At 43.3% G+C, this 15,504-nt stretch carries 11 protein-coding genes; 2 read left to right on the plus strand and 9 right to left on the minus strand.

Annotation, left to right across the window (positions count from 1 at the left end; genetic code table 11):
- Window positions 1-94 precede the first annotated feature (94 nt).
- Window positions 95-1,210, plus strand: a complete 1,116-nt coding sequence (locus AC0TWI_RS10280; RefSeq protein ID WP_488126256.1) for a response regulator — start codon at window positions 95-97, stop codon at window positions 1,208-1,210.
- A gap of 45 nt (window positions 1,211-1,255) precedes the next feature.
- Here AC0TWI_RS10280 and AC0TWI_RS10285 read toward each other — a convergent pair whose 3' ends face one another.
- Complete coding sequence (locus AC0TWI_RS10285) at window positions 1,256-6,007, minus strand: collagen binding domain-containing protein (RefSeq protein ID WP_488126257.1); 4,752 nt, start codon at window positions 6,005-6,007, stop codon at window positions 1,256-1,258.
- A gap of 8 nt (window positions 6,008-6,015) precedes the next feature.
- Window positions 6,016-6,633: a class D sortase gene (locus AC0TWI_RS10290; RefSeq protein ID WP_488126258.1), complete on the minus strand. Its 618-nt coding sequence runs from the start codon at window positions 6,631-6,633 to the stop codon at window positions 6,016-6,018.
- 239 nt (window positions 6,634-6,872) lie between these two features.
- Between AC0TWI_RS10290 and AC0TWI_RS10295 the strand changes: the two genes are divergently transcribed.
- Entirely contained in the window at window positions 6,873-9,908 is a 3,036-nt protein-coding gene (locus AC0TWI_RS10295; protein ID WP_488126259.1) for an ATP-binding protein, read from the plus strand.
- A 283-nt stretch (window positions 9,909-10,191) separates the two neighbouring features.
- Here AC0TWI_RS10295 and AC0TWI_RS10300 read toward each other — a convergent pair whose 3' ends face one another.
- From AC0TWI_RS10300 to AC0TWI_RS10330, 7 genes are read right to left on the minus strand one after another with little or no spacing between them, the layout of a single operon-like run.
- A complete protein-coding gene (locus AC0TWI_RS10300) occupies window positions 10,192-10,923 on the minus strand; it encodes a creatininase family protein (protein ID WP_488126260.1) in 732 nt (243 codons plus the stop codon).
- Window positions 10,924-10,927: 4 nt separating this feature from the next.
- Window positions 10,928-11,551 carry a bifunctional 4-hydroxy-2-oxoglutarate aldolase/2-dehydro-3-deoxy-phosphogluconate aldolase gene (locus AC0TWI_RS10305; protein ID WP_488126261.1) on the minus strand — a complete coding sequence of 208 codons (624 nt, stop codon included), beginning with the start codon at window positions 11,549-11,551 and terminating at the stop codon, window positions 10,928-10,930.
- A gap of 10 nt (window positions 11,552-11,561) precedes the next feature.
- Window positions 11,562-12,485, minus strand: coding sequence for a phosphotriesterase family protein (locus AC0TWI_RS10310; RefSeq protein ID WP_488126299.1), 924 nt, complete (start codon window positions 12,483-12,485; stop codon window positions 11,562-11,564).
- Window positions 12,486-12,511: 26 nt separating this feature from the next.
- Window positions 12,512-13,780, minus strand: a complete 1,269-nt coding sequence (gene ulaA, locus AC0TWI_RS10315) for a PTS ascorbate transporter subunit IIC (protein WP_488126262.1) — start codon at window positions 13,778-13,780, stop codon at window positions 12,512-12,514.
- Window positions 13,781-13,786: 6 nt separating this feature from the next.
- On the minus strand, window positions 13,787-14,071 hold the full coding sequence (locus AC0TWI_RS10320; RefSeq protein ID WP_488126263.1) for a PTS sugar transporter subunit IIB: 285 nt from the start codon (window positions 14,069-14,071) through the stop codon (window positions 13,787-13,789).
- Between the two features lie 18 nt (window positions 14,072-14,089).
- Complete coding sequence (locus AC0TWI_RS10325; protein WP_488126264.1) at window positions 14,090-14,521, minus strand: PTS sugar transporter subunit IIA; 432 nt, start codon at window positions 14,519-14,521, stop codon at window positions 14,090-14,092.
- Window positions 14,522-14,538: 17 nt separating this feature from the next.
- The gene (locus AC0TWI_RS10330) at window positions 14,539-15,294 is read right to left on the minus strand and encodes a GntR family transcriptional regulator (RefSeq protein ID WP_488126265.1); all 756 of its coding nucleotides are present in this window, start codon (window positions 15,292-15,294) and stop codon (window positions 14,539-14,541) included.
- Between the last annotated feature and the right edge of the window lie 210 nt (window positions 15,295-15,504).

Genomic DNA, 15,504 nt, shown 5'->3' on the forward strand with positions numbered 1-15,504 from the left:
TCGAAGAATGCTAGATTAATCATCTTGATTCCTTGAAGCGGGATTGAGATAATATTTGGAAACCGCAGTTGGTCAGAATGGGAGAATATATCTTATGATCCGTGCGATCCTTGTAGATGATGAACAGCTTTCGTTGCAGCATTTGAGTAATAAATTGAATAGCATTGGCGGAGTAGAGGTCATCGCAACGTACTCGAATGGCTCTGAATTTTTAAAAGAGATGAAGACTCTTACTTTTGACGTGGCTTTTCTGGATATCGAGATGCCTGGCCTGAACGGGCTTGATTTAGCTGAAATTTTGCATAGCTGGAATCCGTCTGTTCTTACTGTTTTTGTAACTGCTTACCGTGACTATGCGATTGAAGCGTTCAATTTGCACTCCATTGACTATTTGCTGAAACCATATACCGTCGATCGTCTGGAGAAAACCGTCGCGAGGTTGAGTGGATATTTAGGGGTTCAATCAAGAAAACCCGAACCCGCGGTCACCTTCTCTTTACATGTTGTCTGTTTCACAGAATTCGCCTTGTATGCCAATCAGGAACCGATAAGATGGAAAACCGCGAAGGTGAAGGAATTATGTGCCTTCCTCCTTACACATGCCGAAACACCGATGCACCGTGACTCGATCATCCATGCGCTTTGGCCGGACATCGAGTATCAACGTGCCAAAATCCAATTACATACCGCTGTTTCCTATTTGCGCAAAACACTGCAATCAATTGGTGGCGGGGGAACTGTCTCCTTCTCGAACGATTGCTATGCATTACATTTACCGACAATCAAATGCGATGCCCATGAGTTTTCCCAGTTCATGAAAACATACAAGGGCGTGACCATCGAAAACTGCACGCAATGTGAAGAGATTGCTGCCCTGTATACAGGCGACTATCTGCAGAACAATGGATATGGATGGTCGATAAAGGTGACTCAACTTATGAGGCAGCAGATGATTGGTCTTCTGCAAGGACTGATCGATTATTTTTCAAAAACAGGGAACGGCTTAAAAAAACATATGTATTTGCAGCAGCTCATCACGATCGATTCTTATTCGGAATACGCTGTCCGTGAACTGATGGAGCATTATATCGAAACCGGAAACCGCGCGGAAGCGGTGAAAGTCTATCATGATATGAAAAAACGGCTGGCCCATGATCTCGGTATCTCACCTGATCCGGCCGTAACCGAGTTCTTGAAAACAATTTTATAAAAAAGGGAAACAGCAAGAGCAGTCTGCTCTTGCTGTTTCTTCTTTTTAGTTTGTATGACTGTTTTTCCTTCTTCCCAAGAGCCATCCTCCAAGCAGGATGAGCGTAATGCCTCCAACTATTGTGCCAATCGGATAAGGTTCTCCGGTTTGCGGAAGCTGTTGTCCGCCATTAGTAGAATGTGCTCCCTTTTGGCTGTTGGTTGGTGTTTCTCCTATATTTCCTGTGTTGCCTGCAGTTCCAGTACCTGGAGTCCCTGGGCTGCCTGGCTTGCTTGGTGTTGCCGGGTCAGCTGGCTCCCATGTTCCAGTTGAGTCATCCGGCTTATCTGGGTCTGTCGGTGTTCCCGGCTGGCCCGGATTCGTTGGTTCATTTGGTTTGCCAGGATTTGTCGGGTCTGTCGGCTTCCCTGGATCTGTCGGTTTGCCTGGTTTGTCAGGATCTGTCGGATCACCTGGCTTGCCTGGGTCTGTCGGGTCTGTTGGTGGATTTCCAGGGTTTGGCTTCTTCCTGTTTGTTTTCACACCTTCTTTGACAGAAATCTGGTCTTCATCAATTGTGAAACCGATTGGTGCCTTATCCAGCAAATAACCGGCTGGCGCTTTTGTTTCAATCATTTGATACTCACCCGCATCAAGGGATTCCAATAGGATTTCCCCATTTTCATCGGTGATCAATTTCTCTTCCAGATCAATCTTGTCAAAACTTCCACTTTCGTTTTTCTTATAAAGCTCAAATTCAGCATCTGGCAACTTTTTGTTTTGGTTGCTGCTGTCCACTTTTGTTAGCTTGAACGAGCGGATGATTTTGTTGTTTTTGATTGTTAATTCCTTGGATGGTTCATTTAACTCCAGTTGACCTTCCCCTTCAGCAAGGTCGATCACATAGCCTTCTGGTGCTTTTGTTTCAGAAAGGGTGTATTTGCCGTATGGAATGTTTTCAAAAGTGACTTTTCCTGCCTCATCTGATGTTGCCGTTTCCTCAACTTCCCCGTCTTCACTTTTTAGTGTGAATTCCGCTCCTTGCAGGACGTTTTCTTCATCAGCCGCATCGACTTTGAGAATAGTGATTGTACCTTTCGAGCGTACATTCTTTTTCGTAAGTGATACGACGGTATTCTCGTTGCGTTCGATTGTAAAGTTTAAAGGTTTGTCGTCCAGTTCGTACCATTCAGGCGCTTCAATTTCTACAAACCGATAGTCGCCTGGATCAAGATTGTTCAATTGGATCAGGCCTAGATCAGTCGTGACCAAATCTTCTCTAATGCGTTCGTAATCGTTTTCTCCCTTTTTCTTTTCAAGGGCGAATCTCGCGCCAGGCAACATTTTTTCCTCGTTGTCCCGGTCAATTTTCTTCAACTCAACGGCTTGTGTTGCCTTTTCGTTTGTGACCGGCAATTCCACGTTACCCGTTACTTTGATTTCTTTTGTATTGTCAACGTTCAGCAAGTACCCTGACGGTGCAGATGTCTCTTTTAAAGAATAGGAACCATAAAGTAACTTATCAAAAACTATCTTTCCGTCTGCGCCTGTTTTCTTTTTTGCAACTTCCTTTTCTTCAAGTAAATCTATCAGAGTGAATTCTGCACCTTCGAGCGTCAACTGTGAATCTGCAGCATCAGTCTTTACTACTGTTAGTGAACCTGTATATCCCTCGATCGTTGCGCTTCCGGATGAGCGCTTCACTGTGATGGACTCTTTGGAAGGTGTTGCCGACTCAACTACATCGTCCCCTGTATACCGTATTTCATTCGTTATGCTGTCACCTGGTTTTGCCATGATGATCGATGAATATTCAAGGATATATGGCTTAGTGACCTTTTCCCGGAAGGAAAGAGTAAAGCTACCATCATCTTCGAGCTCCAGTTTATAGAAGCCTTTTTCCACTTCTGCAGCTTTTCTTACAGTCCCATTATCGGAAACTGTCGTCTCAAACAATTTGAATGAGTCACTGGCGATGAATTGGTTTGCACTTGGACTATCGAATAATTTAAAGTTAGCGATTGTCGATTGACTGTAGTTAATTGGTATTGTCCAGTTGATAGTGCGTCCCTCTTGCACTCCCTGTTTTCCTACATAATGACCGCCATGGAGTATGGTCACAGACGCCGAGACACTTAAAACATCAGAATCTCCGTCTTTCAGAACAGCTGTATTTTTGTATTCCTTTTTCACCTGCTGGCCGTCGAGGGATGTTACGTATTCAATGATGTACGGTCCATCAATGCTTCCCAGGTCTACTTCAAATTGTGTCTTTTCCTCGTTCCAGCTGACAGTCGGTGTAATTTCTTCCCCTTTCGTTGCCCCATTGGCATTTCCGGTTAATACCGCTTTGTATAGTTTTAAGCTTTCCGGGATGAACTGCTGGTTGTCTTGGATCAGATCGATGACTTTTGCGTTTTCAAGATGGCGCAAGTTGTAGTTGACACCAATGGTCCAAGTAATCTCCTTCTTTACAGCATTATACGAGCCGCCTTTAAAACCATTTGCTCTTGTATAATTATCTGGACGGAAATCAGCGTGGGCAGTCCTGTCTTTCGGTCCATCGTCACCTACCCAGGATACATTCGCCGTGTTACGCAAATAATTGAGCGATTTATCTTCCCGGCCTTCATAATTGAACTTTGTAGTATAAGTGATTTCATGAGGTGTGCTTATTTCTTTTAAAAAATTGACTGTAAATCCATCATCCGTTTTGTTAAGTGAGTAATCCGTGTTTTTTACGAGAGCGTTTCCACCCGTAGTGATAACAAATGTGTCTTCGTTAAGTTCAAGCCCTTTGTTTGTGAACACATCGGTGATTACGACATTCTTCATCAGGTGGCTGTCCTTGTTCAGCATAATCTTCCATTTCGTTGTCTTCGTATTATAGTTGGTGTCGTCTACATGACTTTTTGACAAGATTTGCTGATAAATGGTTGTTTTGTCTCCGACTGTTATGTCTCCTGATGTAACTTCATTAACGATTTCTTGAGAGTCTGCATACACCCGGCCGTTCACTTTAGTTTGATAGGTGATTTTATAGGAATTTGAGATGTCTTGTTTGAATTTAAGGGTGAACTTTCCGTTCGTTACACCCTCCAGTTCAAAATTAGTAAATGTCTCTGATGATTCTTCCTGTCCATCGTCACCGATGGTCACCTTCTCTACCTTCACACTGTCTCTCACTAATGTTAGGTTATCAGGGAAATCGTCTTGTAACATCGCATCTTTTTCAGCAATTTGCTTCTCATTATAGTTGTACTTGATTTCCCAAGTGATGGCCTGGTTTGCAGGGTCATAACTTTTAAAACGCTTCTCCAGCGGAGTGCCCCGGCCAATTGTGACTGTTGCGGTAGCCGTTGCATCATCGAGGTTGTCGCCTTTTAATACCGCCTTATTTTCGAACTTCTCTTGGCTGTTATCTGTAATCATAGTTTCATAGACAAGATGATACGCTGAGCTGATATCACCTAGATTGATCGAGAAGTTTTCATTTTCACCCAATGTGAAGTCTTGGACTTCCTCACCTAAATTAACCTTACCGTCAAGCCTAGTCTCTAACTTGAAGAGTCGGAGGCTTTCTGCTTTAAGCTCTTGGCCGGACTGGATAATATCTTCAAGCACGGCACCCTTAATCTCATTCAGGTCTTTGTTGAAGTTCACTTCCCATTTAATTGTTTTACCGTTATATTTATTGTCCGGCATGCCTGACTTGTCGATCGTGCCGCCCGTTGGAATAAAAATAACAGGCAATTTGACCGATTCTCTGCCTGAAATCGGTGTAATGATGATCGTTTTATCTTCGTTAATTACGGTCGTTTCTCTTATTTTCGATAGGACTTCAAGTGTACCATTTACATTGGAATGCTTAGTGATAAAATCGGTGAAAACTACGTTTGCATTTCCCTGTTTGTCAACCGAGAAAATACCAACTACTTCGTCACCCTGCATGATTTTTTCTTCTAACGGTTCATAAATTTCCACTTGACTCGGAATGGTGAACGAGAATGTAGCTCCGCTTTCATATCCATGCCGTTCCGGGAGTGAATAGGTATAGTCAATTTTAATAATAGAATCTTTCGTTACACCCGGCGCCGGATCATTACTAGATTCATTTTCGTAAACCGTGATTACTGCACCCGTCAGGATATTTTCCTCAATAATAGACCCCGTTGATTTTATGTTAGCTTCATCCACGCCTTCCTCATCAGTTTTTTCATCCTCATTTCCTTCATCCTGACCTGTGGTATCCTTGTCTCCCTCATCGGTTTCTGTTGGGCCTTCCCCTTCCGTATCTGTTGGGGTTTCTCCATTCGTATCCCCACCCTCTGGTTCTTCACTTCCACCAGGTGTTTCAGAACTCTGATCATCAGTAGCTGTTTCTCCGGCTTTTAAAGAATACTTGCCCCCATCAAACTCAAAGTCCCCAGTCACGGTTGCCTGCAGCCTAACCGTCCCTGAGCTTGCTGCTCCTTCCGAGTCAGTCGCTGTTACAGTCAGCACATTTCCGGATACATGATAAGAGCCTGATGCGGGAGCTTCTAGCTGTCTGCTCTCATCATCCACAGTCAACCCGCTCGGAATAGATTTCTTGCCAGATCCAGCAACTCCTGACAATACCCATTTATATTCAAGCGAAACTTTTGTACCCAGTTCAACCTCTTTGCTATCCAGGCCTTCGATGGCCACTTCATTTATTGATATGCTACCAGAAGTATCTACTGATTCTTCTCCAGCTGCCTTTGCTGTTCCAATCGGGCCAAGTATGGTTTGCCCGATAAGCAGAACCAGCAAGGCAAATACATTCAGTTTTTTCATTCTTATTCCTATCCCCCTATTTCTTTTAATGCTCCGCGAACGATAAGACGGTCGGTTGGACGCCAGCTGCCAATCGGAGTGCAGGTGACGAGTGTGAGAAGAGGCTGCTCTCCATCGTCGAGCACTGAAGTATCGGACTGGTCGACAATGAATGTGTCCGTGACAACAAATGTATAGTCTCCTTCTCGTGAACGCACAACCATTTCGTCGCCCAGCTTCAATTCTCCAAGACGGTTGAACTGTTTGCCGGTTGCTATAGCACGATGCCCGGCCAAGCCGATGTTTTGAAAGCCGATCCTTTTGTCCGGCTCGATCATGCCAGCACCTTTTTGAAGTGTTTCATCAGTCACGCCTTCGAAGATCGCCATCTTTAAACCGATTTTTTCGATCTCCAGCAATCCCCGGACACCATCCGCATAGACCGACTCCGTAGATTTATCGGGCACATTCGGTTTTCTGTCCGGTTCTTCAGCCCTCACACTGCTCTCAAACGTCCCAAGCCGTTCGAGTGCTTCCAGAATGTCCCGCTGCTCGTTGTCGAATGCCTGTTTTTTTATTTGCGGCACAAATAGCAAACCGATTCCAGCAGCGACCAATACGATGCCAAGCAGCTTCTTGATCGACACTCACCTCCCGCATCCTTTCGTCAACTAGTACCTAACTACGATAGATCGCCGGCCTTATGAATTGCTTACACTTCTCTTACACTTTTCTTAAACAAAAAAGGTTCAAGAATGAAGGCGCTTTTATTAACGTATGAATATAGCGGGTTTTCATATGCCAAGTTCTCATGGACAGGGTGAACTCAATCGAATAAGATAAAGTCAATCTGGTCTCATAACTTTTTTTCGAAAGGTGAAGGCTCTTGATAACAAGTCAACAAGTAAACTCAAAAAGAGTGTTTTTTATCATCGCTAGTTTCATCCTCTTCATACTCGCTTTGCGTGCTGGCTGGTTCCTTTATTTCAATTCCTCTTCCCATCAGACAGCAGTAAATGGGGTTGTCGATTTACGCGGGGAAACATTGAGTAAGGATGAAACAGTTTCCCTGAATGGAGAGTGGGAGTTTTATCCTTCTGCCTTTATTGCTGAGGAGCCTCCCATAAATGAACAGGATCGACACTACATAAAAGTACCGGGAAATTGGAAGGACTTAATGGGGACAGCAGACAGCTCCGCTACAGGCTATGGCTCCTATCGCCTAAAAATTTTGCTGCCGGATACCGAGGAAACGATCTATGGGATTCAGTTTAATAAGATCGAATCATATGCAAGCATTTTTATTAACGGAAAAAGAGTGAATAATGAAAACATCGCCACGATCGAACCGAAAAAAGAGATAAAGAAACAAGGACCCTTGATAACCATCTTCGCCAGTGACGCGAAGGAACTTGACATCATCGTACAAATTTCAAACTATGACAGCTTGCGGACTGGAGGCTTAATGGATTCGGTCCGATTCGGACTGCAGACTGCGATTTCAAAAGAAGCAGCCTTCTCACAATCGATGCAATGGCTTGTCGGGGCAATCTTTGTACTCCATGCGGTTTATGCATTGTTCATTTTTCTATTGGGCCGGGGGCAATACGAGAAAGAATTGCTCTACTTCAGTCTGCTGCTAACTCTTAACAGTTTTCTTATTTTAATAGATGATAATGTTTTATTGCCGCTGCCAATCGAGAACAGCCTTTATATCAAACTCCTTATCGTACTGTTGATTGGCCTGCTACTTGCCACTTTAAAATTTATCAATGTATTATTTAAAATTTCATCGGCTGCAGCAAATTTCTCTCTTGTCCTGTTTGTTCCCATTGCGATTATCTCATTGGCTTCCCCTGCTTTGCATTGGCTGCCGACGATTTATGTTTTGATTGCATATGCAGTCTTTATCGCTGCCCAGCTGATCATCCCGACCGCTGCTGCGATAAAGAGAGGCAATATAGACGGTGTGTTCATTCTTCTTTACCTAACCTGCTTTATCTCCAATGCCGCTTGGGGAACGGCGATTAAAACAGGTGTCGCGAACATTCCTTATTATCCTTTTGACTACATAATTTCGATCATGGTCATCGCCTTGTTATTGTTCAGGCGCCACATGGAAGTATTGCGGTTGAATGCGGAGCAAAATAAAAAGTTAGCCAGAGCAGACATGCAAAAGGATCTTTTTCTTGCAAATACATCACATGAACTGCGAAATCCACTGCATGGCATCTTGAATATTGCTCAAACCATGCTTGAAAATGAAGATTCTGCCCTGACCAAGAAAAACAAAGAAGAGCTTGCGTTGCTCCTGCAAATCGGCAACCGGATGGCCTTTACGCTAAACGATCTACTGGACCTGAACAAACTGGAAGAAGGGCGAATAGAGCTGGAACAAAAGCCTCTCGACATTCAAGGTGTTGTCTCGGGAGTGATCGATATGGTTCAAGTTGTGAAGGACACAAGTCATTTGCACATCACTTGCCACATACCCGAGTCGTTTCCACCCGTCATTGCCGATGAGAGCCGGCTCGTCCAGATTCTCTTTAATCTGCTTCATAATGCAGTGAAGTTTACAGAAGAAGGCAGCATTATAATCGGGGCGAGCCAGGATGGCAAAACTGCAACTATTTCTATTACGGACACCGGAATTGGTATGAGTGAGGACATGATCAAGAGAATTTTTATCCGTTATGAACATTCGGAGGCATCTGCGCAAGGAGGGATTGGACTTGGGCTTAATATTGTAGAGCAGTTGATAGAGCTTCATGGCGGCAACATCTCTGTCGAATCGGAAGTCGGCAAAGGGACGACTTTCTCCTTCACTTTGGAGATTGCAAATGCATCTGAGTGGGTGGCGACGGAAAGAGGTGTTGCTGTAAGAGATACAGTCCAAGCGGTACAGACAGATAGCTTAATTGTTGAGGAAAAGAGGGATCGTTCACCTGGCACGATTCTCGTTGTCGATGACGATCCAATAAACGTACGGGTGATTCGAAACATGCTGATCGGGCAATATGACGTTTCAACGGCAAGCAGCGGGAAAGAGGCACTATCCATGATCAAAAAGGGCCAATGGGATCTCATCATATCCGATGTCATGATGCCGAATATGTCCGGTTATGAACTGTGCAAAGAAATACGCAAGCACTATACGATTGCGGAGCTCCCTATCCTGCTGCTGACCGCTAGAAACCAGGTGATGGACATCTACTCAGGCTTCGCAGCAGGAGCAAATGACTATGTCGCGAAGCCGGCAAACGCAGTCGAACTGAAAGCACGCGTCCATTCGCTGCTGACCCAAAACCGCGCCATCCAAGAACAATTCCGTCTGGAAGCGGCCTATTTGCAGGCACAAATCAAACCGCATTTTCTGTACAATACCTTAAATGCCATCGCCTCTCTGGGCGAAATGGACCCGGTCCGGATGGCGGCACTGCTTCATGAATTCGGCAACTACCTGCAAAGAAGCTTCAACACGCACAACACTAACAGCTTGATTCCGATTGAAGACGAACTGGACTTGGTCCGCTCCTATCTGTACATCGAGAAAGAACGGTTCGGGGAACGCCTGGCAGTCAAGTGGGAATTGGATTATGACAAAGGAATCCTCATCCCCCCTCTATCCCTCCAAACAATCGTCGAAAACGCTTTGAATCATGGGATCCTAAAGAAAGAAAAAGGCGGAACTGTCACCATATCGGTAAAAAGTGATGTTACCCAGCATGTCATATCAGTACAGGACGATGGGATTGGCATGGATGCGGAAAAGGTGAAGGACATTCTTTCAAATAAGAATGAGCAAGGAATCGGAATTGCGAATACGAACCGCAGGCTGAAGCAGCTGTTTGGAGAGGGGTTGGAGATTAGGAGCGAGTTGGGGGTAGGCACTTCAGTGACCTATTTTGTACCAAAACGATAAAAGAGTCACTGACCTACTTTTCTTGTCATCACACCTAAAAGAAGGATGCCACAGATGGCATCCTTCTTTTCATTTGTATAAATGCATTTGGCAGGGATAAGTATAAATTGTTTCTCCCGTCATAATCCAAAATGCTCTTTCACTTTCTTAATCGTATACTCTCGTTCCGCATAGAAAACGCCCATCTGATGTGCATTGTTAGTTCATCAGGCAAGTCAATATCAAACTTGTACCTAAATGACATCTTTCAATTATTGGTGTTACGCTTAATTGAGAGTATCTTTTACTGTGGAATAACATCTTCTACCAACTCAACCATCTTATCAACGAATCGTTCAAGGAGCATTTCTCCTTTTTCTTTACTGGCGAGTGTTGCATCGCCGTATACGCCGCTTTTGCTCAGTTCTCCCAATGAGATGGTGGATCTGCCATACAACGCAGGCTTTTCTGGATATTCTTTAACCGCTTTCTTCATATCGACAAGCTCTGGTTTAAGCGCAAGCATCAATGATGTCTCAAATTCACATGCGTGAATCATACCGTGCCAGGTTTTTGAATCACACAGCTCTTCCATTGTTGCTGCAAGATCTGGATAGAACAAATAGACAATTTTCATATCCAGCTCATCCATCAGCTCTCGTGCCGCATACTTCATGCTGGAGTTATTGGCGTCATGACCATTAACGACAATTAACGTCTTCACCCCGTATCTATTCAAACTATGGGCAACATCTTTGATGACCGCCTCCACATGGTGCTGCTGAAGAGAGATTGTTCCAGGTATATCACGCCAAACCCATGAATAGCCAAAAGGTATGGATGGCAGGAGAAGTGCGCCTGTCCTGTCACAAATCCTTCTTGATATTCCTTCTGCCAAGAAGATATCTACACCTAAGGGAAGATGATGACCATGCTGCTCCGTAGCTCCTATCGGTAAAATAGCAACTGGGCACTCATCCAAAGCTGTTTTTACTTGATCTCTAGTCATGTTGACAGCTTCTTTCACCATTGACATTACATCAGCTCCCTAAATCTTTCATTAGCTTTACATATTGCTTTGCTTTTTCTCCAATTTCCTCTAAGTCTTTTACACAGGCTCCCCTTGGGACAAGGTCACTGCCTATTGCGAACGAAGAGCAACCTGCTTTATGATAGTCTTTTAGATTGTTTAAATCGACGCCTCCAACACCCATAATGTGCATTTTTGGAAATGGTCCCTGCAAGCTTTTTACGTAAGTTGTACCTAACTCATTTATCGGGAATAGCTTTACGACTTTTACACCCTCTTGCACTGCTTGAAGGATTTCCCCTGGAGAAAATACTCCAGGATAGATGCTTACTTTTTTAGACTGTACATATTGAACTAGATGCCGATCCCAGCCGGGTGTGATTATATAATTTGCCCCCGCCTCAAGAACCTTATCAACCTGATATGGATGGACGACTGTCCCAGCACCTAAATGGACTCTCTCCTGAAAAGCAGAACGAATATTCCTAATGCATTGAATTGCATTTTCCTCGTCACTTAGTGATACCTCAACTGATGATATTCCATTTTCAACCAAAGTCTCAATTATCGATATAACATCACCCGGATGAATGCCTCTGAGGATCGCTATAAGAGCCCCTTTTTGAATTGTCATCTGTATTTCATCACCCTTCAAATTGTGCTAACCAGCGTGCTGGATTTTTCACAAAGATCGTATGAATGTCATCCTCGCTGATTCCTTCGTTTTTCAATCTTGGAATATACTTTTTTAGAATATATTCAAATCCCGGTCCACCGCCATAAGCATGTAAGTATTGCTTTCTCCCCATATCCGCTGAAATGAGAATTTGTTCTACAAACCCATTATCAATCAAGTTTTTAACCAAGCCGACCCGGACACTATCAGGATGATATTTAATTTTGCTCGCTCCATCAAACTGGACGTAAGCCCCTCTTTTCGCCAATTGCAAATGATAATAAGGATCCGCATTCCGATCGCTGTGACCAACTGCAACCTTCGTTAAGTCCACGCCCTCTTCTTCCAACAGGTCTAGCATCTCCTCTCCCATTGTTCCTGCTTCAGTATGCAGCCAGACGGGTGCTCCCGTCTCCTTTTGGGCGAGTGCAACAGCTTTGGTGACCTTCTTTTCCAGCGGATGAATCAATTGGTCCCAAGATCCCGACTTCAGAAAACCAGCTTTCGCATCCGTTCCGTCCATGCCAATTGTGATGTCTCTGACTAATTTCTGCTGAATTTCTTCAACAGAGAGCGCGTTTACCCATGCAGGAAAGTAAATATGTTTATTAAAGCCTGTGGTGGCAACTACATGAACGCCTGTTTCAATTGACATCTGTCTCATCTTGACTGCGTTTCTGCCATAATCAAGTGTGGTTGCGTCAACGATTGCATTTCCCCCTGCTCTTTTAAACCTGAAAAGTTCACTAACAGAAGCTTCATAATCTGTTAATTCCAAATCGCGATCCTTTTGGCTAGGAGGTGGACAAGTCCATAAATGTTCGTGACTATATGTAAATCCTAATTCTTTTGCATTGATGTCTCCCAATAACGTTCTTACCTTATTCATTATCGATTCCTCCTTAAAAAGTTGCGGCTTTAGATAGCAAGTCCAAATAAAGCACCAATCAATCGTATGATTACTACAACGATGATCGCATCAGGCGATGCAAACCAAAGTCCTTCCACCCCATAAGCGCCCATATCGACCAGTGGATATGCGAGCGCTACGAGCAACGTCCAAGAGATTCCTAAAAAGAACCCCGAAATGATTGCTCCGCGTCTGCCTCCAGTAGCATTGCCAAACACACCGGCCGCTCCGCCCATAAAAAACAAACCTATCACCGACGGCAACACTACTACAGGTAAAACAGTAGATATAAAGGTTACAAGCAAGCTCCCTACTAATGCAGATAGAAAACCAATTGTTACAGCGATAGGTGCGAAAGCGAAGAAGACGGGTACATCGAGTGCCGGCTTAGCCCCAGGAACGATTTTTTCACCAATCCCTTTAAACGCCGGAACAATTTCACCCAAAAACATCCGAACCCCCTGCAGTAAAATCAGAATACCCGCAACAAATGTTAACGCATTCATCAATGAGAACTGGACAAGGTCTTGTCCTCCAGAAATTTCATTAAATACATCCTTATCCACAAACAGTGAAGTAATCAGATAGATGACTACCATGACAATTCCCATCAAAACACTCATATCTTTTAAGAAATCAAGTGATTTGGGAACCTTCACATCTTCTGACGATTTCTCCTTGTTTCCGGCCAGGCCTCCAATCCATCCTGATAAGCTAATCCAAGAACTTCCCCAGAAACCAAACGCGATATCGTCCTTCCCGGTTATTTTGCGGACGAATGGCTGTGAAATTGCCGGAAAAAGAACCATCGATATCCCTTGAATGACAGAGCCTAGTACTATAGTCATCGCAGAAGATAGCCCCATCTGATTGAATACAATAGCCATTGTTCCGGCAAAGGAGAACATCATATGGCCTGTCAAAAAGATGTATTTATATTTGGTGATCCTCGCAATCAGAAGATTAATAAGGAAAGAAAACACTAGGATAAGAGCAGTTTCTTTTCCTAATACCACTTGTACAGCAGCAACCAATGAGTTATCTTCTGCCACAATTCCCGTTAACCCGAATGCTTCAGTGAACATGGTACTGAATGGAATCAACGCAGTGACAATGATATTGGAACCCTGCTGCAGTATAATAAAGCCAAAGATTGTCTTTAACGTTCCTTTTATGACATCGGAAGTCGTTTTTCTTAATGCCACTAATCCAACGAGGGCAATGATTCCGAGTATTATTGCTGGATTACTTAATATGGATACAATAATATCTAACATGACCCTTTACCCCCTGTCGGATAACTCCCGTATAATAGGCATAACTTTCTGCTCAATTTCCTCCTTATCCAAAAGATTATTTATAGACACGACTTCTACCGATTCGTCTTTCAATTCTGCGGAAATTTCGCTGGAAGCAACCATAAAATCACATGTTTTTCCTCTTGCCGAGCCTAAATCAACCGCCTCTCCTTCTACCGTATATCCATGACTTTTAGCAATGGACTGAATTTCCATTAGCAGCATTAAGCTTGTTCCAAATCCCATTCCGCAAACGGTTACAATATACATCGTTTGACACTCCCCTTTTTATATAATTGATAGAATTTCTGCTTTTCCAGTGGATGGGGACATTATGATCTCCAACTTATTCTTATCCCTAAGAACCTCAGCAAGCGCTTGCAACATTTCTATATGACTGCTGCTATCTGGTCCGCAAAGCGCACAAACAAGAGTGATTGGATCATTTGTCGGATGCCCGAACGAAATAGGCTTTTTTAAGCGCAGAATAGAAACCCCTTTTTCTTTCGCGCCAAATTCAGGCCTTGCATGGGGAAAAGCAATATTAGGAGCAACAACGATATAGGGACCGATATCTTTAAATCCCTTTACCATTGCATCCACATACCTCTCTTCCGCCAACCCTTCATTCACCAGCAATTGCCCAGCTCTTCTTATGGCACCCTCTGCGTCTTCCACTTCAATATCCAATTCTATTAATCCCTCAGTAAGATTTATCATTTCCATCTTCCTTTGCATTAAAGTGTTTTCGTTTTTTGCCTGCCGTTCAGCTCAATGTGATATTGATAACGGTCTCCTCTATTTGACATTTCAACCAGTTCAAACGGCGTGCCATCACTTAAATAAGAAACCCTTGTTAGATGAAGAAGAGAAGATTCCGGTGGTATACGCAACTCAATAGCTTCTAAATCCGTTGCATCTCTTGCTTGAATTATCTCATGAGCCTTTTCAAGACGGATGTCGTACTCTTCTTCCAAGGTCTCATATAAAGACTCTCGCTGAAGTCCTTTTTCTAAAAAACCCGGAACATACTTTGCTCTGATATAGTTAATCATGATTGCAATGGGCTCTCCGTCTGAAAACCTTATACGCTTTAAGCAAATCACCTTCTCGCTAGCTGATAGGTTTAATTCCTTTCTTATCTTTCCAGAAGGTTCAATTTCAGCTAAAACTACATTTTCTGTATGGATCTCTTTTCCTTTAAGTCTCATCTCTTCTGTCCAGCTCGTGATTGTTCCGGCTGTTTGAATTATTTTTTTTGATTGCACGAAAGTGCCTTTACCTTGTATCCTTTTCACAACTCCACTGGATACTAGCTCATCAATCGTTTTCCGAACTGTTGCTCTGCTTACTCCGTACATTTGTTCAATCTCTGATTCTATCGGCAACGGGTCTCCCTCAGAAAGGCCCTCTTCTATATAAGCCAGCAATAAAACCTTTAATTGCTTATATAGCGGCTGTTTAGAGTTTTTGTCTAACATCTTTTCAACCACTTCATTACCACCACTTTCTTATTATTCATCATGATGAAATATACAATATCCTTCTTTTTTCATCATAACATCATGATGTTTTGGGTGCAATACCTATTTTATAAAGATTACATCATGATGTTTGTAAAAATTAAAAGTTTCTTCTTAGAAACAGGAGACAAAAAAAGGAGTTTTCTAGTCGTATATCCGACTAAAAAACCCCTGCTATTA

This window comes from Lederbergia sp. B243.17 (genome assembly GCF_057657925.1).